Origin of the sequence: Prescottella equi, from assembly GCF_020171745.1 — a bacterium.
Classification (GTDB): Bacteria; Actinomycetota; Actinomycetes; order Mycobacteriales; family Mycobacteriaceae; genus Prescottella; species Prescottella equi_A.
The window spans coordinates 1-20226 of the sequence record NZ_JAIVAH010000020.1 but is presented as its reverse complement, the minus strand read 5'-3'; the positions used below and the strand labels follow the sequence as shown (position 1 = coordinate 20226).

Below are 20226 nucleotides of genomic sequence, written 5' to 3'. Positions count from 1 at the left end.
CCGGTCAGCGGGCTCCGACCAGTTCCGGTTCGGGGCTCACCGGCTCGGTGTTGGGGGTGAGCAGGATCGACGACGACACCGTCGACCGGGGCTCGCCGTCCGCGGTGCGCAGGACGGTCTGGGTGTCGAGGAAGACTGCGCCGCCGCGCTCGCTGGCGCCGGTGACCGTCAGCGACGCGGTGAGGACGTCACCGGCCACGATGGGGGCCGCGAGGACGATCTTCTCGTTCACGTGGATCGGCGTCTGCCTGCTCAGGTCGATCGCGGAGTCGGGATCGGTCAGCATGTCCCGGATCAGGGTCGCGGTCACCACCGCGGTGAACGTGGGCGGGGCGACGAGGTCCGCGTACCCGGACTGCCGAGCGGCATCGACGTCGTGATGCACCGGATCCATCGCGAGGATCCCGCGGGCGAACTCGCGCACCTTCTCCCGCCCGACGACGTAGACGTCGGAGGACCGGAGCGCCAGGCCGGGCTGGAGCTGTCGCGACGATTCCGCGAATCCGTGTTCGGTTGTGCTCATCGACATGCTCCCTCGTGTCCCCCGACTGATGTGTCCGTCCGTGTATCCGGCCGCGCCACGCGCGGTGTTACAAGCTCGTCGGCGATCATTGCCGGCATGGCGACCACGAATGCCCGGAGAGCCGAGTTCGTCCGGGAGGCCTACTCGGCCAGATCTCGGGAGTACACGGACCTGTTCGGCTCCATGACGTCGACGCATTCCTCCGATCGGACCCTGGTGCGCAGCTGGGCGGCCACCGTGACGGATCCCATACTCGACGCGGGGTGCGGTCCCGGGCAGTGGACCGATTTCCTGGCCGAGCAAGGAATGGCCGTGAGCGGAATCGATCTCGTTCCCGAGTTCGTCGAACGGGCACGCGGGACGTATCCGTCGCTCACCTTCGACCTCGGCAGCTTCGAGGCCCTGGACGCCGAGACGGAATCACTGGGTGGTGTTCTGTCCTGGTACTCGCTGATTCATCACGACCCGGAGGAGATCGGGGTTCCACTCCGCGAGTTCGCGCGCGTGGTCCGGCCGGGCGGGGGGTTGTTGGTGGGCTTCTTCGAGGGAGCCGTCGTCGAGCCGTTCGACCATGCCGCGGCCACCGCCTACCGGTGGCCGGTGGACGAACTCGGCCGCGTGTTGCTCGAGGCCGGCTTCGAGCTGATCGAGACGCACACCCGGACGGGGAGCGGTTACCGGCCACACGGGGCGATCGTCGCGCGCCGGCAGTAGATCCGGTGAGTGGTCGGTCTACGAACGCGGACGACTCGCGGCCGGGGCAGGCGTGGGAGGCAGTAGCACCGGCACGAGGAACTGCTCGATCATCGCGCGCTCGTCGGCGTCGTCGATGCCCGGCACCGTGAGGAGCGAGACGATCGCGCGCACCGACCACCGCGCGCGGCGGGCGATCTCGGCGTCGTCGGCGTTCCAGACGTCGGAGAGGAACGCGGTGCCGAGCACCTCGATCACCTCGGACGTGCTCGCGAGTTCCGAGGCCAGGCCCGCGTCGCCGAGGCCGAACCATGCGGCGAGCGTGGGCGTCGAGCGGACCTCGCGGACGGACAGAAGGACGGCCTCGGTCACCCGCTCCCGCGGGTCGGTGATCGGCGCGACGGCCGCCGCGACGCTCTCGCCGAGCCGACGGGCCTCGCGGTGCACGAACGCCCGGTGCAGGGCCCGGCGGTTGTCGAAGTAGCGGTAGAGCGTCGCGCGAGAGCAACCCGCGGCCTTCGCTACCTCGGCCATGCCGGTGGACGCGACGCCGCGCACGACGAACAGTTCGGCGGCCGCGTCGAGGATCTTCCCGGCGGCCGCCTCGCTGCGTTCGTCGCTCAGCCACGAACCGGATGTGCTGGAAGACATCGTCATCCGGCGCGGAACGGGACGCGCGTGGGCCGTCGCACGTAGTTGCCCGCGGCGTACTCGACGCCGTCGATGTCGACCTCGAAGTCGGGGCAGCGGGCGAGCAGTTCCTCGAGCGCGACCCGGGCCTGCATGCGCGCGGCCGCCGCGCCGAGGCAGTGGTGGTTGCCGTGGCTGAACGTCATGATCTGCTTGGGATTTCGCCGGACGTCGAGTTCCTCGGCGTTCTCGCCGAACATGCGGGGGTCACGGTTCGCGGACCCGTACACCAGCAGCACCTTGCGGCCCGCGGGAATCGTGACGTCGTCGATCGTGACGTCGCACGTGGTGGTGCGGGCCAGCCCCTGGACCGGCGAGGTGAGGCGCAGCAGTTCCTCGACGGCACCCGGGATGAGCGACGGGTCGTCGAGGAGAAGCTGCCGCTGACCGCGACGTCGGGTCAGCAGTTGCACTGCGCCACCGAGCATTCCGGTGGTGGTGTCGTTGCCGCCGGTCACCATGGTGAACGCGAAACCGAGGATCGAGAGCAGGCCGGAGACGTCGCCGTCCGCGCCGACGCCCGCCGCGACCAGGTGCGAGATCGTGTCGTCGCCAGAGTTGCCGGCGGCCGCGTCGGACGTGCGGCGCTCGATCAGGCCGCCGAAGTAGGTCATGAGTTCGACCACCGCGGTCTGGGCGGCGAGCGGATCGCCGGTCGCGTTGGCGGCGACGATGGCATCGGTCCAGCCGTCGAACCGGCCGCGGTCCTCCGGCGGGACGCCGAGGTAGTGGGCGACGACCATGCTCGGCAACGGCTTGAACAGTTCCGTGACGATGTCGCCCTCGCCGGCCGCGCGCAGACTCTCGAGGCGTTCGACGACGAAACGGCGCACCTCGGGTTCGACGGCCTCCACCTGCCGGGGCGTGAAGCCGCGCGCGACCAGGCGGCGGAACTGCGTGTGCACCGGCGGGTCGAGCATCACCAGCGGCGGATTGTCGCGCAGACCGATCTTGTCGAGTTCGCCGTACGTCATCGTCAGGCCCTCGGCGGACGAGAACGTCTCGGCGTCGCGCGCCGCGGTGTAGACGTCCTCGTGTCGGGTGAGCACCCAGTAGTCGTCCTGCGGCGAGCCGTCGGGCACCACGTGGTGGACGGGGTCGTGATCGCGCAGCGCCGCGTACATCGGCCACGGATCCCGCCACGACGCGCCGGAGCGGGGAACGTAGGACGCCTTGCCGGACATGGTCGTCGTCATGTCTCGACTGTGAGACAGATCGCCGAAGTTGTCAACCCCGTTCGGTGGCCGAATGTCACATGCGTTCGGTCGGGCGAGACGCGTATGACATTCGGCCACCGGGGCGAAGGGTCAGCGCGGGACCGCGGTGGTGACCGCGAAGCCCGCGATGTACTCCGGGATCGGCCGGTAGAACTCGTAGGTCACGTCGTAGTCTCCGCATGCGTGCAGCGCCGAGTACGCCGCCACCCAGGTGCGGACCTCGTGCGAGGAGTGCCCGGCGACGGCGTCCATACCGTCGGCGGTGTAGCGGTCGAAGTCCTCGACGCGCCCGGACCGGCACACCTCGAGGAACGCGCGGTCCCAGTCGGGATTGAGGTCCATGATGTCGGCCTCGCCGGCCGCGAACCGGCGCGCGGTCGCGATCGTGTTGGCCTGTCGGGCCGCCCGGGCTTCCGGTGTGGGATGCCTACCGGCGGTGAGGAACTCGCGCTGCGTATCGGTGGCGGTCGCGTACTGCGGAACCGGCGGGTCGTGGGAGAGCCCGCCCGAACCGATGAACAGCACCCGACGGTCGGTGGTGCGGAAGTACTCGCCGACGGCCTGCCCGAACGCCCGCACGCGGGACATCGGGACGAACGGACGGGCCACCGAGTTCACGAAGATCGGCAGCACCGGCCGGGCGGAGGCGTCGCCGTCGTGCAGGATCTCCATCGGCTGCACCGCACCGTGGTCGACCTCCATCCGCCGCGAGATCGCCAGGTCGATGCCCCGGTCGATCACGAACTGGGCGAGATCCTCGGCGATCTCCGCCGGGACGTCGAGGTCACCGGCGAACGAGTCGTAGTCGCCGGTGCCGTGCGCGCGGTAGCCGAGACAGAACGGCGGCATCAGGTCGTAGAAGAACCCGTTGAAGTGGTCCGGGCCGAAGTTCACGACCAGCTCGGGATCGAAGTCCCGGACGAACCCGCGCGCGTGCTCGAACGCGTCCTGCACCGACGCGACGACGTCGGCGGGCGGGTCGGCGTGGTCGAGCAGCGGGCTGTGGGACATGCACAGCAGGGCTTGCGGCATGACGCTTCTCCTCCCGTCAGCGCTCGGTGTCGGCGTGGCGGGCGAGGTAGCTGCCGACGACCTCGTTGAACTCGGACGCGCGCTCGACCTGCGACCAGTGGCCGCACTGGCTGAAGACGTGGGCGTCGGCATGCGGGACCACGTTCAGCAGATCCCACGTCCGCGACACCGGGATCACGACGTCCTGGACGCCGTGGATCAGCAGCACCGGGACGTCGAGGCGGGCGAGGACGTCGAAGTCCAGCGGCAGCGCGTGCCGGTCCCGGTCGCGGGCCGCGACGACGTCGGCGAGCCGATCGGATGCCGTGTCGTTGAGGGCCGACTGGTAGCGCAGCGACACCAGTTCGTCGGTCACCAGCGACTTGTCGACCACGAACATCTCGAGGGTCTTGCGGATGCCGGCCTCGGTGAGGGTCGGATTCGCGTGCGCGGCAAGCGCTCCGGTGAGCTTGGCGCCGCCGGTGCCCATCGACACGATGCCCAGCAGGCGCTCGGGGAAGTCGATCGCGAACTGGAAGGCGAGCCAGCCGCCGAGGGAGTTGCCGACGATCCACGTCTTGTCGATGCCGAGCGCGTCGAGGACGCGGACGGCGTGGCGCACCCACTCCTTGATGCCGTACGCGGTGCCGTCGGCGACCACGCTCTGCCCGTAACCGATCGAGTCGATCGCGATGCAGCGGCCGTGCCGGCTCAATTCGGGCAGGTTCAGCCACCAGTTCGCGGCCGCGGTGACACCGGTCCCGGAGCCGTGCAGGAACAGGATCGGGGTGCCCTCACCGAGCTCGTGGTAGTGCGTGAGCTCGCCGTGGGCGGTCTCGAGCCACCTGTCCTCGAGTCCGAAGAAGGCGTCGGTCGTGTAATCGGGGGTGGGGACGGACATGGAGGTCTCCTTCAGTTGGCGAGCGACGGCTGGGCGGCGACCGAGGCGGGGCGGCCGGTGAACGACATTGCCGCGAGGATGGCGTCGAGCGTGGCGGGGGCGTGCTGGGCCAGGCAGGCGCCGGCCACGAAACGGTCCGGGCGCAGGAAGACGATCGGGGTGGGGCGGTCGTCGAACCACTTCTTCAAGCGACCGGTGTGATCACCGAGGACCACGACGTCGTCGTCCATGTACTTCTCGGCCCACTCGCGCTGCGTCTCGGGGACCATCGCCACCAGCCGGGCGCCCAGCGCGTCGAGCTTGTCGAGCGACTCCTGAGGGAGCAGGTCGCGGGGGTTGTTGCCCCACACCAGCACCGACCACCAGTTGCCGATCGCGTCGTCGAGCAGGACGTCGGCGGCGTCGCGGGTGTGCACCCGCGGCTGCGGGAACTGCACACCCACGGGCGACACCGTGCTGTTCGCGGTCCGCACCGGGATCAGCCGACTGGTCAGCTGCGCCGCCGCCCGGCCCGACGCCTGCGTCGTGGGATCGGCGAGCACGCCCCGGGTGTAGCGCGGCATCGGCTTGAACCGCATGTCCGCGAAGTAGCTCTTGACCTGCGGGAAGAGGTTCAGTGCGGACGACGCGGCGTCGCGCAGGGCGGCGGCCGCCGGGTTGGTGATCTTGATGAACTTGCCGAACGTGAGCGACAGGTCGACCATCGCCTGCGCGTGGTCCTTGCGTTCGTCGGTGTAGGTGTCGAGGAGCGCGGCGTCGGCCTGTCCGGACAGCACGGCCGCCAGCTTCCAGCCGAGGTTCGTCGCGTCGCGCATGCCGGAGTTCCAGCCCTGGCCCATCCACACCGGCATCAGGTGCGCGGCGTCGCCGGCGACGATCTGGCGGCCCTTGCGGAAGCTCGACGCCACCCGGCCGTGGTGCGTGAACACTCGACGCCGGATGAACTCGAGCTTCGACGGATCCGGAACATGCTCGGCGAGAAGCTGGTTCACGAAGGCGGGATCGGTGACCTGCTCCTCGGTTTCACCGTCGTGCAGCATGAACTCCCAGCGGCGCACCGCGTGCGGCAGGCCGATCGAGACGTAGGGGCGCTTGGGGTCGGCCCCGAGGAACACGTTCGGGGTGCCGAGCGGATCGTTGTTCACGTCCACGACGAGCCAACGCGTCGAGGGGGATTCGCCCTCGAACGTGACGCCCAGGCGCTTGCGGGTCGGCGACTTGCCGCCTTCGCAGCCCACCAGGAATCGGGCCCGGAACCGGTGTTCCTCGACCTCGCCGTCGGGGCCGGCGACGCGGGCGATCGCGGTGACCGAGTCGGCATCCTCCTCGACCGTCTCGACCTGGTGGCCGAACAGGACGCGCACGTCGTCGAACCTCGAAAGGCCTTCGTACAGTGCGCGGTCCACCTCGGGCTGGATGAACCCGTGCTTGCGCTCCCACCCGAACTCGACGGTCTGCGGGTTGTTGACCAGGATGACCTTCCCGGCGCCGTTGACCAGTCGCATGATGTGCTGCGGATTGGTGTGCGGGCGCACGGACTCGACCAGATCGACGGTCTGGATCGTGCGGAAGGACTCGTCGTCGAGTCCGACGCCGCGGGGGTAGTCGATGAGGTCGTCGAGCGCCTCGAGCACGGTGACCGACCGGCCGTACATGCCGAGGATGTTCGCGAGCATCAGACCGACGGGTCCGGCGCCGACGATGATCACGTCACTGTCGTGGTGGGTGGTGTTCATGGGTTCCTCACTGCGGCTGCGCCGGCCCCTGATCCCCGAATGTGCGCATAGCGCGCATTCGTGACCGTTAGTTGCACGTTGATATGCACTATGTGAACACGGACACGCCGCCCGCTGCAAGCCCGGGCCGTCCGGCGAGGGGTCCACCTGCCCCGGAACGCACGAAACCCGCACCGAGTGGGGTCGGTGCGGGTTTCGTGTGCGGGAGTCGAGCCTTCAGGTCATGCGGTGTACCTGCGGAGCTGGGCGACGGCTTCGAGGGTCGCCTCGACGGACCCCTCGATGAGTTCCTTCGACGCGCTGATGATCGTGAGGCAGGCTGCCGGTTCGTTCTCGACCTGCGCGAGTGGGGCGCCGAGGCCCCAGTAGCCGGGTTCGACCTCGCCGAAGCTGATCACGTAACCCCTGCGGCGGCCCTCGGTGACCCGGGGATCCTCGCCGGCGCGCGGGGGGAGTGCGGTGAGCAGCGCGTACCCGGCGGCACCGCGGTCGAGGGGATGGCGGCCACCCTGCCGGAACGACACCCGGACCGTCGAGTTCGCGGGTTCGGTGACGACCACGGCGACGGCGTCCTCGGCCTCGGCCACGAACAGCGCGACACTCGCGCCGAGCCGGTCGGCGAGGTCCTGCATCAGTGGCGTCGCGACCTGGCGTAGCCCGGAGTAGACCTCGCGTCCGAGGGCGGCCAGCCCGCCGGCCGCGCGATAGCGGCCGTCCGGTCCGCGGCTGATGAGGCGACGGTCCGCGATGGTGGCCAGCAGGCGGGTCGCGATGCTGCGGTGCACGCCCAGTCGATCCGCGACGTCCTGGATCGTCAGTCCGCCCGCGGAGTTGGCCACAAGTTCGAGCGCGTGCAGGCCCCGCGCAAGCGTCTGGGTACCGGTGGCGCGGGTGGGCGACGGGGTGGTCTGCGGGTTCGGATCGGTGGTGGCCACAGGCTCACCTTATGCCGAGCGGTGTGCACAATGTGCACACCGAGCGGCGGTCGGTCACTGCCCCATGACGTACTTGACGGTCGGGCCGGCGGTCCAGCCGCCGTCGACGGCGATCTCGGCGCCCGTGACGTAGGAGGCCGCGTCCGACAGCAGGTACGCCACCGCGCCGGCGATCTCGTCGGCCTCGCCGACCCGGCCCATCGGGGTGTTGGGGTAGTTGCCCTCGCCCTGCTGGATGCCGACGCCCGCGGTCATCGGGGTGTAGGTCATGCCCGGGTGGACCGAGTTGACCCGGATCCGGTCGGTGCCGAGTTCGACGGCGGCGATCTTCGAGAGCCCCCGCACGCCCCACTTCGACGCGCCGTAGCCCGCGGTGAGCGCCAGGCCCATCAGGCCCGCGGCGGACGAGATGTTCACGATCGACCCGCCGCCCGCGGCCCTCATCGGGGCGATGACGGCCTGGATGCCGTTGAACACGCCGGTCAGGTTGATGTCGAGGACCTGACGGAAGTGCTCGAGCGGCTCGTGCTCGATGTACTGTCCGGTCGACACGCCCGCGTTGTTCACCAGACCGGTCAGCGAGCCGAACTCGGCGACCGTGAACTCGACGGCGGCCCGCCACGCGTCGGCGTCGGTCACATCGAGGCGGACGTAGCGGGCGGCGTCGCCCAGGTCGGCGGCGGTGGCGCGGCCGTCGTCGTCGAGGACGTCCGCGATCACCACCTTGCCGCCACCGTCGACGATCCGGCGCGCGAACGCGGCACCGAGACCGCGGGCACCGCCCGTGACGAGAACGACCTTGTCGGACAGCATTGCCGATTCACTCATTTGGCTCACCTTCCAGCTATTTACGTTGTCACTTGCCGTGGGCGGCGTGCCGGGCACCGATGTATCCGAAGACCATCGCGGGTCCGATGGTGGCGCCCGCTCCCGCGTAGTCGTTGCCCATGACCGACGCCGACGTGTTGCCGGTGGCGTACAGGCCGTCGATCACGGAACCGTCCGCGCGCAGGACCTGACCGTTCTCGTTGTACACCAGTCCGCCCTTGGTGCCCAGGTCGCCGGCGCGCATCCGCAGCGCGTAGTACGGCGCCGTGTCGATGGCGTCGAGCGTGGGGTGCGGCAGGCTCGGATCGCCGTAGTAGTTGTCGTACGCGCTCTCGCCGCGGTGGAAGTCCTCGTCCCGCCCGTTTCGGGCGAATCCGTTGAAACGCGCGAGGGTTTCGGTGAGCTGCGCGACCGGGACGTCGATCTTGCGGGCCAGTTCCTCGATCGTGTCGGCGACGACGATCAGGCCGCCGTCGATCCACGCCGAGGGGAACTTCTGGCCCGGCATGATGCCGCCGATCGGGTAACGCTTCTTGGCGCGCTCGTCGAACACGAACCACGTGGGCTCGTGGCCGCCGGCGAGCTGGTCGTGCACGAACGTGACGTACGGCGCCGCTTCGTTGGTGAACCGCTTGCCGTGCTGGTCCACGATGATCGACCGCGGGACGGACCGCTCGGCGACCATCACCTGCACGATGCCGTCGGGGCGCTGGAACGACGGCATCCACCACGCGTCGTCCATGAGATCGACTGCGGCGCCGACACTCTGGCCCGCGAGAATGCCGTCGCCGGTGTTGTGCTTGGAAGCGGCGCTGAAGTTGTCGCGGCCACCCTCGGGCAGGTACGCCTTGCGCATGTCCTGGTTGAACTCGAAGCCGCCGGTGGCCAGCAGGACGCCGCGTCGCGCGCGGATCCGCACGGTGCGCCCGCCCCGCTCGGCGACGAGACCGATCACGGTCCCGGACTCGTCGGTGATCAGCGACTGCATCGGGGTGTTCAGCCACAGCGGAACACCGGCGTCCTTGAGAGCCAGCCGAAGTCGCGCGATCAGGGCACGGCCCAGGGTGTCCATGTGGCGGCGCAGCAGGATCGCCTTGACGGCGTTGAGCCCGGTCTTGAGCGCCGCGCGCTTGGCCTTCCACGTGCGCATCACCATGTTGAGCTGCACGAAGTCCTTGGACGTGATGAACAGCCCTGGCGGCGTCGCAAGTGCGGCGGGACGCAGCAGCGACTCGTCGGCGCCGAGCTTCTTCAGATCCACCGGCAGCGGCTCGATGGTGCGGCCGGCGGGACGGCCGCCCGGCTGCTCGGGGTGGTAGTCCGAGTATCCGGTGCACCACTGGAAGCGCATGTGCGGGCTCGACGTCTCCAGGAACTCGAGCGTCTTCGGGCCCTCGTCGATGAAGGCGTCGAGGTTGGCCGACGGCACCCGGTCGCCGAGCACCGCATCGAGGTAGCGGCGCACGTCCGCGCGGGAATCACCGAGACCGTCGCGGATCAACTGCGGGTTGTTCGGTACCCACACGCCACCGCCGGACAGCGCGGTGGCACCGCCGTAGACGTCGGCCTTCTCGATCAGCAGGGTGTGCAGACCCTCGGCAGCTCCGGCGAGGGCGGCAGTGAAACCGCCTGCGCCACTGCCGACGACGAGCAGGTCCACCTCGTGGTCCCACTGGGACTCGGTGGACTGCTCGGTCTGGTTGGGTTCGGTCGCGGCCATCGCGGAACTCCTCGGGGTGCGTGGGGGAGACGGCGAGCGGACATGGGTGTCCGGTCGCGTCGCGTCCACGACCCTAGAAAGGGCGCGAAGGGCGGCGAAATCGTCCCTCCCGCTGGGCGGGAGGTCGGCGAATCACACCAGCCAGGCCGCCGAGTCGGCGGGGAGCAGGCCGTCGACGAGGGGCAGGCTCGACAGCACGGCGGTGCCGGGCGGCAGCTGGATCGGGGCGTCGGTGGCGTTGAGGACGCAGATCAGCCCGCCCCGGCGGCGGAACGCGAAACAGCCGGGTGGGCTTCCGTACCAATCGATTTCGTCGCCCGAACACTCCGGCAGGGTGGCCCGCAGTTCGAGTGCCGCGCGGTACAGCGACAGTGTCGAGTCGACGTCCTCGAGCTGTGCCTCGACGGTCAGGTCCGCCCACTCCGCCGGGATCGGCAGCCACGTGTCCGGCTCGGTCGAGAACCCGAACGGCGGCAGGGTCCCCTCCCAGGGCAGCGGCACGCGGCACCCGTCCCGGCCGCGTTCGGTGTGCCCGGATCGTTCCCACACCGGGTCCTGCAGCACCGCATCGGGAAGGTCGACGTTCGGCAGACCCAGCTCGGCGCCGTTGTAGATGAACGACGCCCCCGGCAGCGCCAATTCGACGAGCGCCATCGCGCGGGCGCGGGCGGTCCCGCGGGCACCGGCGCCGTACCGGGTGACCTCCCGCTCGACGTCGTGGTTCGACAACGTCCACGTGGGCGTGCCGCCCACCCGGGCGACGGCGTCGAGCGAGTTCTCGATCGCGGCGCGCACGGCGTTGGCCTCGAACGGGGTCTCGGCGAGGCGGAAGTTGAAGCCGAGGTGCAGTTCGTCCGGGCGGATGTACTCGCCGAACCGCTCGTTGTCGCGGACCCAGATCTCGCCGACCGACATCGCGTGCGGGTACTGGTTCATGACCGCGCGAATGCCGCGGTGGATCTCGTGAACCGCCGGATTGTTGAAGCGGGGATCGTCGTCACCGTTGCGGAGCAGGGCGTTGGTGTCCCAATCGTGGTCCGGCAGGCCCTCGGGCTTGGCCATGCCGTGCGCGACGTCGATCCGGAAGCCGTCGACGCCACGGTGCAGCCAGAATCGCAGGGTCGTCTCGAGGTCGTCGAACACCTCCGGGTTGTCCCAGTTCAGGTCCGGCTGTTCGGCGGCGAAGATGTGCAGGTACCACTGCCCGGGGGAGCCGTCGGGCTCGGTGATCCGTGTCCACGCCGGGCCGCCGAACACGCTCGGCCAGTTGTTCGGTGGCTCGGCGCCGTCCGGGCCGCGGCCGTCGCGGAAGAGATAGCGCTCGCGGGCGCTCGAGCCGGCGCCGGCGGCGAGGGCCTCCAGGAACCACGGGTGCTGATCGCTCGTGTGGTTCGGGACCAGATCCATCGTGACCCGGATGCCGCGGGCGTGCGCCTCGGCGATGAGCGTGTCCATCGTCGCGAGGTCGCCGAACAGGGGATCGATGTCCCGCGGGTCGGAGACGTCGTAGCCGTGGTCGGCCATCGGGGAGCGCATGACCGGGCTGAGCCAGATCGCGTCCACCCCGAGCAGTTCCAGATAGCCCAGGCGGTCGATCACGCCGCCCAGATCGCCCACACCGTCACCGTCCGAGTCGGAGAACGACCGCGGATAGACCTGGTAGAAGACAGCATCCGACCACCACGGACGCGCGGCGGGCGCTGCGTCGGCGGTGGGCCGATCCTCGCGGGTGGTCACAGCAAGTCATAGTGCCGCATCGGAAGCGTGAGGATCGACGTATGCGGCTGTGTCGCGGCCGCTAGATCGGCGAGTTCACCATCGACGCCGCCGCCATCTCCATGTAGTCCACGAGCGCACGGCGGTGAGCCTCGTCGAGTGTCCGATCGTCGATCGACGCAATCGCGACGTGCATGCACCGCAGCCACGCGTCCCGTTCGATCGGGCCGATCTTGAACGGGTTGTGCCGCATCCGCAGGCGCGGATGCCCGCGCTCCTCGGAGTACGTGCGCGGTCCGCCCCAGTACTGCTCGAGGAACATGCGCATGCGGCGCTCCGCCGGCCCGAGGTCCTCCTCGGGGTACAGCGGCCGGACGATCTCGTCCTTCGCGACCTCCTCGTAGAACCGCGCGGTGAGCTTGCGGAACGTCTCGGCTCCGCCGACCGCGTCGTAGAAGGTCTGCTGCGGGGTGGGGGTCGTGGGGTTCGTGTCAGTCATGTCGCGTCCCATTGTGCCCGGTTTCGCGGAGAAGGGGCCGAAGCGTGTCCCGGTGTGGTGCACGGCACCGCGTGTTCATCGATCGTGCAGCAACTTTTTCGCGGAAATGGGTGTGCGGGACCGCGTCATCCGTGGTCAACTTGGGTCAGTCTTCGCGGAGGTCGCATGGCACACCGACACGGCGCGCGAGCGCATCGACAACTCGTGCCCACTGATGTGCGGGGTAATCGCACGTCGGGGGCTTTTCCGCTGCATGTCATTCCCGAGCCCGGCACGACCGGGCTCGTTCTGCCGGGCCGGAGCCTGCAGCCGGGCTGGAACAAACGCCGGGTGCTGTTGCTCAACGCCACATTCGAACCACTGACCGCCCTGCCCGCCCGCCGCGCCGTCGTGCTGATGGTCTGCGACAAGGCCGACGCCGTCCACGAGGATCCACTCGGGCCGGTCATCCATTCCGAGGGCTGCTCGCTTCAGGTGCCGTCGGTCATCCGCCTTCGCAACTACGTCCGGGTGCCCTATCGCTCCCGGGTTCCGATGACGCGGGCCGCGCTGATGCACCGCGACCGCTTCCGCTGCGGCTACTGCGGGGACAAGGCCGAGACGATCGATCACGTCGTGCCGCGCAGTCGCGGGGGCGGACATTCGTGGGAGAACTGCGTCGCGTGCTGCGCACCGTGTAATCACCGCAAAGCGGACAAACTGCTAGCGGAACTGGGGTGGACCCTCCAGGCCGCGCTCGTGCCTCCGTCGGGTCCGCACTGGAGGCTGTTGTCCAGCACCACCGAGGTGCATCCGACGTGGCTTCCCTATCTGGGCGAGGGCGCGGCCTGAGAAGACCGGAGATTCGGCCCCGACGCTTCCATTTCGGCAGGACTCGGCTACGGTTTGCGTCGTGAGCATTCTCGAGACAGTGCTGATATTCGTAGGGATACCCGTCCTGGTGATCGCGATCGTCGCGGGACTGTCCTTCATGACCAAGAAGTCGCCCGGCTTCGTGCCGACCGAGTACCGCCTCGGCGAGCGCTGGACCCATCAGCCGGTCCTGTGGAGCGCCGTCGACGAGGTGACCACGCACGGTCACCACGCCGCGCACGCCGCGGGTGCAGACGTGATCGGAGGTTCGGCAAGTGGCAAGTGGTGACGTAATCCAGACCTCGGTGGCCCCGGCAGATCTGCCGGTCGGCACCGTCGTGACGACCAGCGGTCGCATCTCCGGTGTGCACCGCATCGGCGAGTCGTTCGACGACCTGCTGCCCTTCACGACCGACCAGTTGGTGCGCCTCGACGACGCCCTGACGGATGCGACCCGCTCCACCAAGGTGCGGTTCAACATCTACGTCGGCGATCTCGGCGAGAACACCGCTGTCGGCACCGACGCGGTCTTCCCGCACACCCCGGAGGCCGAGCGTTCGGTCCTCATCGCGGTCTCGCCCAACCAGCGCGCGATCGAGATCCGCGGTGGCCGGGCCGTCCAGAACCGGGTCACGGACCGGGTCGCTCAGCTCGGCGTCACCGCCGCGCTCGCGTCCTTCGGTGAGGGCGACCTCGTCGACGGTCTCGTCTCGGCGCTGCGCGTGATGAGCGCGGCGATCGCCGCCAAGTAAGTCCCTGTACTCACGCTCCACCCCCGGTGACCCGGTGCCCTACGGCACCGGGTCACCGGCGTTCGTGGGTCAGGTCGCGTCGAACGCGCGGGCCTTCAGCGACCGGACGATGCCGGCGCGGCCCTCGACGACCAGGCGGCGCAGCGCCGGCGGGTGCTCGCCCGCGAGGAACGCGTCCGCCGCGGCCACCGACTGCTCGCTGATCGACCACGACGGGTACAGCCCGACGACGACGGTCTGCGCGACCTCGCTCGACCGCCGCTCCCACACCGCCGGGATCTCGGCGAAGTAGCGCGCGACGTACGGCTCGAGCAACTGCGACTGCCCGGGTGCCACGATGCCGCCGATGATCGCGCGCGCGGTGATGTTGGGGACGGTGTCGTCATCGAAGACCGTCGTCCACGCCTGCTCCTTGACGGCGGCCTGCGGGCGGGACGCGGCCGCGGACGCCGCCTGACGGGCTCCGGCCGCAGTGGGGTCGCGCTGGGCCTCCGCATCGATCACCGGCGTCGCGGGGCCGTCGGCGTCGATCTCGCCGGCGGCCGCGAGCGCGTGCACGAGCCGCCACCGCAGATCGGTGTCCACCACGAGCCCGGCCAGCCCGACGGTCGTCGGATCGGTGGTGTCCAGCAGTTCCTGCAGGATCTCGGTGTGCCAGGCCGACAGCTGCGAGCCGGCCAGGGCATTCACGAACGCCAACTGGTGGTCGGAGCCGGCCTCCGCCTCGCGGGCGAGCTCCAGTAGCCGGTCCGCGAACGCGGGCCAGCCGAACGCGTCCGCCCAGCCGGGATCGGCGTACGCGGACAGTGCCGTCTGCGCCTGCAGCAGCAGCCGCTGCACGACGCCCACCTCGGTCTCGGCGCCGATGCCACGCTGCACGAGGCTGACGAAGTCGCGGGCGCGCATCTCCGCCTGACGCGTCATCTCCCACGCCGCCGACCACGCCAGGGTGCGGGGGAGCGGCTCGGCGATGTCGCCGATCCGGCCGACGAGGGTGTCGAGCGAATCCCGGTCCAGGCGCAGCGAGCAGTAGGTGAGGTCGTCGTCGTTGACGAGGATCAGCTTGCCGCGCGGTACGCCCACCAGTTCGGGGACGTCGGTGCGCGCGCCCTCGACGTCCAGCTCGACGCGGTGGGTGCGGACGAGCTTGCCGGTGGCCGGGTCGTCGTCGTAGATGCCGACGGCGAGGCGGTGCACGCGGGTCTCGCCGGCGCCCGGCTCGGCGCCGTCCTGGAGCACGGCGAAGTTGCGGAAGGTGCCGTCGGGCTCGATCTGGAAGTCCGGGCGCAGGATGTTCAGGCCCGTGGTCTTGAGCCACTGTGCTCCCCAGCTCGACAGGTCGCGGCCGGACGCCTTCTCCAGCGCCCGCAGCAGGTCGTCGAACGTGGCGTTGCCGAACGCGTGCTCGGCGAAGTAGTCGCGCAGGCCCGCCATGAACGGCTCCTGACCCACGTACGCGACGAGCTGCTTGAGCACGCTCGCGCCCTTGGCGTACGTGATGCCGTCGAAGTTGACCTCGACCGCGGCCAGGTCGGGGATGTCGGCGGCGATCGGATGCGTCGACGGCAGCTGGTCCTGCCGGTACGCCCACGACTTCTCGACGTTGGCGAACGTGGTCCACGCGTTGGTGTACTCGGTGGCCTCGCTCTGGCACAGCACCGACGCGAACGTCGCGAAGGACTCGTTGAGCCACAGGTCGTCCCACCACCGCATCGTGACGAGATCGCCGAACCACATGTGCGCCATCTCGTGCAGCACCGTCTCGGCGCGCCGCTCGTACGAGTAGCGGGTCACCTTGGACCGGAACACGTAGTCCTCGAGGAACGTCACCGCGCCCGCGTTCTCCATCGCGCCCGCGTTGAACTCCGGCACGAACAGCTGGTCGTACTTGCCGAACGCGTAGGGGATCCCGAAGTTGCGGTGGTAGAAGCCGAAGCCCTGCTTGGTCTCGGTGAACAGGCGTTCGGCGTCCATGTACGCGGCGAGCGAGGAACGGCAGTAGATGCCGAGCGGGATCGTGCCGTGCTCGTCGGTGTAGTAGTCGGTCCACTGCGCGTACGGGCCGGCGATCAGCGCCACCAGATACGTGCTCATGCGCGGTGTCGTCCGGAAGACGTGCCGGCCCGGGGTGGCCGCGAGCGTCTGTACCGGCTCGGCGTTCGAGATGACCGTCCAGTCCTCGGCCGCGGTGACGGAAATGTCGAAGGTGGCCTTGAGATCCGGCTGGTCGAAGCACGCGAACATCCGCTTCGCGTCCGCCGTTTCGAACTGCGAGTACAGGTACACGGCGTCGTCGGTCGGGTCGACGAAGCGGTGCAGGCCCTCACCGGTGTTGGTGTACATGCAGTCCGCATCGACGACCAGCTCGTTGGTCTCGGCCAGGCCGTCGAGTGCGATCCCGGTGGCCTCGTCGTACGCGGACAAGTCGACCGGCGTCCCGTTCAGCACCGCGGAATGCACTGTGGCAGCGATGAGATCGATGAACGTCGATGCGCCGGCCGTGGCCCGGAACGTCACGGTGGTCCGTGACCGGAAGGTCTTCTCGCCCGGACGCCCGGAGCCGTCGGTGAGGTCGAGGTCGATGCGGTAGTTGTCGACCGCGACCAACGCCGACCGTTCGGCGGCCTGAGTGCGGGTCAGATTCGGTGGGGCCACGGAGAACTCCTCATCACGGGTGGACGAACACTTCCTGCTATCCCATCACGCATCCCGTTTCCCCCGCGATTTGCGCACTTGTCGCGGTGATCTCGCTGTCGCGGGCGCGACAAGTGCGCAAAACGCGAGGGTCAGGGGAGTAGATCGGGGAGGGGGACGGCGGGGTCGGCGAGGCGGGCCGGATCGACCGGGCCGGAGAAGGCGACCAGTGCCTTGATGTCGTCGGTGACGTCCCAGATGTTGACGTTCATCCCCGCGAGCACCCGGTTCTCCTCGTCGAGCCAGAACGCGAGGAACTCGCGGGCACCGACGTCGCCGCGGGTGACGACCTTCGAATACTCCGGCGCCCAACCCACGTACTCCATACCGAGGTCGTACTGATCGGTGAAGAAGTACGGCAGATTCGTGAACTCGACGGGATGGCCGAGCATCGTCGCCGCCGCGATCGCCGGCTGATTGAGAGCATTCGCCCAGTGCTCGACGCGAATCCGGGCGCCCAGCAGCGGATGCTGCTGCGCCGCGATGTCGCCGACCGCGACGATGTGCGGATCGCTCGTCGTCAGGGTGCCGTCCACCAGCACCCCGCCGTCGTGGTCGTCGATGGAAAGCCCGGCGGCCTCGGCGATCTCGATGTTGGGCTGCGCGCCCACCGCCACCAGTACCGCGTCGGCGGGCAGAACCGTGCCGTCGCCCAGGCGCACGCCGTCGGCGCGTCCGTCGGAGACGGTGATCTCCTCGACCCTCGCGCCGAAACGGAAGTCGACGCCGTGTGCGCGGTGCAGATCGGCGAACACCGTGCCCATCTCCCGGCCCAGCGCCGCCAGCAGTGGCAGTTCCGCGGCCTCGACGATCGTCACCGACACGTCCCTGCCGCGGGCACCCGCGGCGATCTCGAGCCCGATCCACCCGGCACCGACGATCACCAGGCGCGAGCCCGGGGTCAGTGCCGCGATCAACGCGTCCGATTCGTCGATCGTGCGCAGGTAGTGCACCCCCGCGGCGTCGGCGCCCGGTATCGGTGGCCGACGCGAGCGGGACCCGGTCGCGAGGGCGAGTTTGTCGTAGCCGAGCGTGGAACCGTCGGGCAGCACGACGTGTCGGTTGTCGCGATCGATCGCCTCCGCGGTGGTGCCCAGGCGCAGGTCCACGTGGTGGTCGCGGTACCAGTCGCCGTTCTGCACCGTGAAGTCCGGCAGGTCCTTCTTGCCCGCGACGTGTTCCTTGGAGAGCGGCGGCCGCTCGTAGGGCAGATGGTCCTCGGCGCTCAGGAGTACGACGGTGCCGTCGAAATCTCTGGCCCTCAAGGATTCTGCGAGCTTGGCGCCGGCGAGACCGCCGCCGACGATGACGAAGGTGCGCTGCGATGGCTCGGGGGAAGTCACGTGAATGCTCCGTTCCAGTGTTGCGACTGGATCTGTCATTTCGCTGTCCGCAATCGACCCTAACCGAGGTGTCGGCGTGCTGGGGAAGCATTCCCGCGTCGCCGTGGTTCCCTTGAATCGAGAGGTACGGCGTGGACGTCGCCGCGCCCTGGACAAGGAGACACGAGTGAGCACTCGAGCACAGACCCCCGGCACCGACGACGCGACGGACACCGTCGACTTCTGGTTCGATCCGCTGTGCCCCTGGTGCTGGATCACCTCGCGCTGGATTCTCGAGGTCACGAGGGTCCGCGACATCGAGGCCAACTTCCACGTCATGAGCCTCGCCGTCCTCAACGAGGGCCGCGAGCTGCCCGAGGAGTACCGCGAGAGGATGGCCCAGGCGTGGGGCCCGGTGCGGGTCCTCATCGCCGCGGCGCAGCAGCGCGGCGACGAGATCCTGCTGCCGCTGTACACCGCGATGGGCACCCGCATCCACAACGGCGGCGACCAGGATCTGACGAACGTCGTGGTCGAGGCCCTCGCCGAACTGGGACTGCCGGCGGAGTTGGCCGCGGCCGCGGACACCGACGAGTACGACGCCGAACTGCGCCGCAGCCACCACGCCGGCATGGACAAGGTCGGCGACGACGTCGGCACCCCGACCATCCACGTCAACGGCACCGCGTTCTTCGGACCGGTCCTGTCCCGCATCCCGCGCGGCGAGGACGCCGGCCGGGTGTGGGACGGCACGGTCGCGCTGGCGTCGTATCCGCACTTCTTCGAGCTCAAGCGCACCCGCACCGAGGACCCCGAGTTCGACTGAGGTTCCCGGCCGGAGCGCGACGTCGTCGCGGCGTCCCCGAGGGGTGCCGCGACGACGTCGCCTGTCAGAATTGACGTCATGCGCGTATACCTGGGTGCCGACCACGCCGGCTTCGAACGCAAGAACGAGATCATCGAACACCTCACCGCGAACGGCCACGAGGCCATCGACTGCGGTGCGCACGTCTACGACGCCGTCGACGACTACCCGGCCTTCTGCATCGAGGCGGCTCGCCGCGTCGTCGCCGATCCGGGCAGCCTCGGCCTCGTCCTCGGCGGCAGCGGCAACGGTGAGCAGATCGCCGCGAACAAGGTGCCCGGCGCCCGCTGCGCGCTGGCCTGGAGCGTCGAGACCGCGCAGCTCGCGCGTCAGCACAACAACGCCCAGCTCATCGGCATCGGCGGTCGGATGCACTCGCTCGAGGAGACCCTCGCGATCGTCGACGCCTTCCTGGCCACCGAGTGGTCGGACGAGGAGCGCCACCAGCGCCGCATCGACATCCTCGCCGAGTACGAGAAGACCGGCGTCGCACCCGCCGTTCCCGCGGCCCCCGAGGCCTGACGGAACCGGGTAGACCACCTTGCCCGAGGGACACACCCTGCACCGTCTCGCGCGTCTGCACCAGCGACGGTTCGCGGGATCACCGGTGTGGGTGTCGAGCCCGCAAGGACGATTCGCCGAGGACGCGGCCCTGATCGACGGCCGCGTCCTCGTGCGTTCGGACGCGTGGGGCAAGCACTTGTGGCACCACTACGAGAACGGCCTGGTGGTGCACGTCCACCTCGGCCTGTACGGGAAGTTCACCGAGTCCGCGGTGCCGCTGGAGGCGCCGGTCGGGCAGGTTCGCATGCGAATGATCGGCGCCGAGTACGGTGCCGACCTGCGCGGGCCGACCGCGTGCGAGGTGCTGCACCCGCCGCAGGTCGCGGCCATCGAGGCCCGGCTCGGACCCGATCCGCTCCGCAGGGACGCCGATCCGGACCGCGCGTGGGCGCGAATCTCGAAGTCGCAGACACCGATCGGCGCGCTGCTGATGGACCAGGCCGTTCTCGCCGGCGTCGGCAACGTCTACCGCGCCGAGATCCTGTTCCGGCACGGCATCCATCCGGAGCGTCCCGGCAAGAAGGTCAGCCGCGCCGAGTTCGACGCGATATGGGCCGATCTCGTCGACCTCATGAACGTCGGGGTGCGCCGCGGCAAGATGCACGTCGTGCGTCCCGAGGACGACCACGGTGATCCGGCGTACGCCAAGGATCGGCCGCGCACCTACACCTACCGCAGAGCAGGATCGGCGTGCCGCATCTGCGGCAC

Annotated in this window: 20 protein-coding genes; 7 read left to right on the top strand and 13 right to left on the bottom strand. The window is 69.5% G+C overall.

Going from position 1 to position 20226, the window contains the following annotated elements:
• Positions 1-4: 4 nt before the first annotated feature.
• Entirely contained in the window at positions 5-523 is a 519-nt protein-coding gene (locus tag LCL87_RS16860) for an FAS1-like dehydratase domain-containing protein (RefSeq protein ID WP_225021655.1), read from the bottom strand.
• A gap of 96 nt (positions 524-619) precedes the next feature.
• Here LCL87_RS16860 and LCL87_RS16855 point away from each other — a divergent pair, with 96 nt between their 5' ends.
• The gene (locus LCL87_RS16855) at positions 620-1237 is read left to right on the top strand and encodes a class I SAM-dependent methyltransferase (RefSeq protein ID WP_225021653.1); all 618 of its coding nucleotides are present in this window, start codon (positions 620-622) and stop codon (positions 1235-1237) included.
• An 18-nt stretch (positions 1238-1255) separates the two neighbouring features.
• Here the strand turns inward: LCL87_RS16855 and LCL87_RS16850 are convergent, their stop codons facing one another.
• The 10 genes from LCL87_RS16850 to LCL87_RS16805 all read right to left on the bottom strand — a co-directional run bounded on the left by LCL87_RS16850 (position 1256) and on the right by LCL87_RS16805 (position 12469).
• Complete coding sequence (locus tag LCL87_RS16850) at positions 1256-1867, bottom strand: TetR/AcrR family transcriptional regulator (RefSeq protein WP_225021651.1); 612 nt, start codon at positions 1865-1867, stop codon at positions 1256-1258.
• Between the two features lie 2 nt (positions 1868-1869).
• Positions 1870-3102: a cytochrome P450 gene (locus LCL87_RS16845; protein WP_225021649.1), complete on the bottom strand. Its 1233-nt coding sequence runs from the start codon at positions 3100-3102 to the stop codon at positions 1870-1872.
• Between the two features lie 111 nt (positions 3103-3213).
• Entirely contained in the window at positions 3214-4155 is a 942-nt protein-coding gene (locus tag LCL87_RS16840; RefSeq protein ID WP_225021640.1) for a 3-carboxyethylcatechol 2,3-dioxygenase, read from the bottom strand.
• Between the two features lie 16 nt (positions 4156-4171).
• A complete protein-coding gene (locus LCL87_RS16835; RefSeq protein WP_225021638.1) occupies positions 4172-5035 on the bottom strand; it encodes an alpha/beta fold hydrolase in 864 nt (287 codons plus the stop codon).
• 11 nt (positions 5036-5046) lie between these two features.
• Complete coding sequence (gene mhpA, locus LCL87_RS16830) at positions 5047-6771, bottom strand: bifunctional 3-(3-hydroxy-phenyl)propionate/3-hydroxycinnamic acid hydroxylase MhpA (protein WP_225021636.1); 1725 nt, start codon at positions 6769-6771, stop codon at positions 5047-5049.
• Positions 6772-6992: 221 nt separating this feature from the next.
• A complete protein-coding gene (locus tag LCL87_RS16825; RefSeq protein WP_225021635.1) occupies positions 6993-7706 on the bottom strand; it encodes an IclR family transcriptional regulator domain-containing protein in 714 nt (237 codons plus the stop codon).
• Positions 7707-7760: 54 nt separating this feature from the next.
• Complete coding sequence (locus LCL87_RS16820; protein WP_225021633.1) at positions 7761-8534, bottom strand: glucose 1-dehydrogenase; 774 nt, start codon at positions 8532-8534, stop codon at positions 7761-7763.
• Positions 8535-8562: 28 nt separating this feature from the next.
• On the bottom strand, positions 8563-10254 hold the full coding sequence (locus LCL87_RS16815) for an FAD-binding protein (protein ID WP_225021632.1): 1692 nt from the start codon (positions 10252-10254) through the stop codon (positions 8563-8565).
• 132 nt (positions 10255-10386) lie between these two features.
• Entirely contained in the window at positions 10387-11991 is a 1605-nt protein-coding gene (locus LCL87_RS16810) for a glycoside hydrolase family 13 protein (RefSeq protein WP_225021631.1), read from the bottom strand.
• 61 nt (positions 11992-12052) lie between these two features.
• On the bottom strand, positions 12053-12469 hold the full coding sequence (locus tag LCL87_RS16805; protein ID WP_225021629.1) for a globin: 417 nt from the start codon (positions 12467-12469) through the stop codon (positions 12053-12055).
• A 165-nt stretch (positions 12470-12634) separates the two neighbouring features.
• On the opposite strand from LCL87_RS16805, the gene LCL87_RS16800 reads away from it, so the two are divergent.
• From LCL87_RS16800 to LCL87_RS16790, 3 genes are all read left to right on the top strand, one after another.
• Positions 12635-13300: an HNH endonuclease gene (locus LCL87_RS16800; protein ID WP_225021627.1), complete on the top strand. Its 666-nt coding sequence runs from the start codon at positions 12635-12637 to the stop codon at positions 13298-13300.
• 61 nt (positions 13301-13361) lie between these two features.
• Positions 13362-13610: an aa3-type cytochrome oxidase subunit CtaJ gene (gene ctaJ, locus LCL87_RS16795; protein WP_225021625.1), complete on the top strand. Its 249-nt coding sequence runs from the start codon at positions 13362-13364 to the stop codon at positions 13608-13610.
• The gene (locus LCL87_RS16790; RefSeq protein WP_225021623.1) at positions 13597-14073 is read left to right on the top strand and encodes a DUF5130 domain-containing protein; all 477 of its coding nucleotides are present in this window, start codon (positions 13597-13599) and stop codon (positions 14071-14073) included. Before ctaJ ends, LCL87_RS16790 begins: the two co-directional genes overlap by 14 nt.
• 69 nt (positions 14074-14142) lie before the next feature.
• Here LCL87_RS16790 and pepN read toward each other — a convergent pair whose 3' ends face one another.
• On the bottom strand, positions 14143-16728 hold the full coding sequence (gene pepN, locus LCL87_RS16785; RefSeq protein ID WP_225021621.1) for an aminopeptidase N: 2586 nt from the start codon (positions 16726-16728) through the stop codon (positions 14143-14145).
• A 131-nt stretch (positions 16729-16859) separates the two neighbouring features.
• Positions 16860-18110 carry an FAD-dependent oxidoreductase gene (locus LCL87_RS16780; RefSeq protein ID WP_225021619.1) on the bottom strand — a complete coding sequence of 417 codons (1251 nt, stop codon included), beginning with the start codon at positions 18108-18110 and terminating at the stop codon, positions 16860-16862.
• 166 nt (positions 18111-18276) lie between these two features.
• Here LCL87_RS16780 and LCL87_RS16775 point away from each other — a divergent pair, with 166 nt between their 5' ends.
• The 3 genes from LCL87_RS16775 to LCL87_RS16765 all read left to right on the top strand — a co-directional run.
• Positions 18277-18915 (top strand): mycothiol-dependent nitroreductase Rv2466c family protein, encoded by a 639-nt coding sequence (locus LCL87_RS16775; protein ID WP_225021617.1) that lies wholly within the window; start codon positions 18277-18279, stop codon positions 18913-18915.
• Positions 18916-18993: 78 nt separating this feature from the next.
• Positions 18994-19476, top strand: coding sequence for a ribose-5-phosphate isomerase (locus tag LCL87_RS16770; RefSeq protein WP_107983247.1), 483 nt, complete (start codon positions 18994-18996; stop codon positions 19474-19476).
• 19 nt (positions 19477-19495) lie between these two features.
• On the top strand, positions 19496-20226 hold a 731-nt coding region (locus LCL87_RS16765; protein WP_225021615.1), incomplete at its 3' end, for a DNA-formamidopyrimidine glycosylase family protein.

Excerpts from the sequence above, each read along its gene's own strand:
- mhpA (WP_225021636.1), bottom strand. The coding sequence starts at position 6,771 with ATGAACACCACCCACCACGACAGTGACGTGATCATCGTCGGCGCCGGA.
- LCL87_RS16855 (WP_225021653.1), top strand. The coding sequence starts at position 620 with ATGGCGACCACGAATGCCCGGAGAGCCGAGTTCGTCCGGGAGGCCTAC.
- LCL87_RS16840 (WP_225021640.1), bottom strand. The coding sequence starts at position 4,155 with ATGCCGCAAGCCCTGCTGTGCATGTCCCACAGCCCGCTGCTCGACCAC.
- LCL87_RS16835 (WP_225021638.1), bottom strand. The coding sequence starts at position 5,035 with ATGTCCGTCCCCACCCCCGATTACACGACCGACGCCTTCTTCGGACTC.
- LCL87_RS16800 (WP_225021627.1), top strand. The coding sequence starts at position 12,635 with ATGGCACACCGACACGGCGCGCGAGCGCATCGACAACTCGTGCCCACT.
- LCL87_RS16850 (WP_225021651.1), bottom strand. The coding sequence starts at position 1,867 with ATGTCTTCCAGCACATCCGGTTCGTGGCTGAGCGACGAACGCAGCGAG.
- LCL87_RS16805 (WP_225021629.1), bottom strand. The coding sequence starts at position 12,469 with ATGACTGACACGAACCCCACGACCCCCACCCCGCAGCAGACCTTCTAC.
- LCL87_RS16770 (WP_107983247.1), top strand. The coding sequence starts at position 18,994 with ATGCGCGTATACCTGGGTGCCGACCACGCCGGCTTCGAACGCAAGAAC.
- LCL87_RS16845 (WP_225021649.1), bottom strand. The coding sequence starts at position 3,102 with ATGACGACGACCATGTCCGGCAAGGCGTCCTACGTTCCCCGCTCCGGC.
- LCL87_RS16860 (WP_225021655.1), bottom strand. The coding sequence starts at position 523 with ATGAGCACAACCGAACACGGATTCGCGGAATCGTCGCGACAGCTCCAG.
- LCL87_RS16820 (WP_225021633.1), bottom strand. The coding sequence starts at position 8,534 with ATGAGTGAATCGGCAATGCTGTCCGACAAGGTCGTTCTCGTCACGGGC.
- LCL87_RS16815 (WP_225021632.1), bottom strand. The coding sequence starts at position 10,254 with ATGGCCGCGACCGAACCCAACCAGACCGAGCAGTCCACCGAGTCCCAG.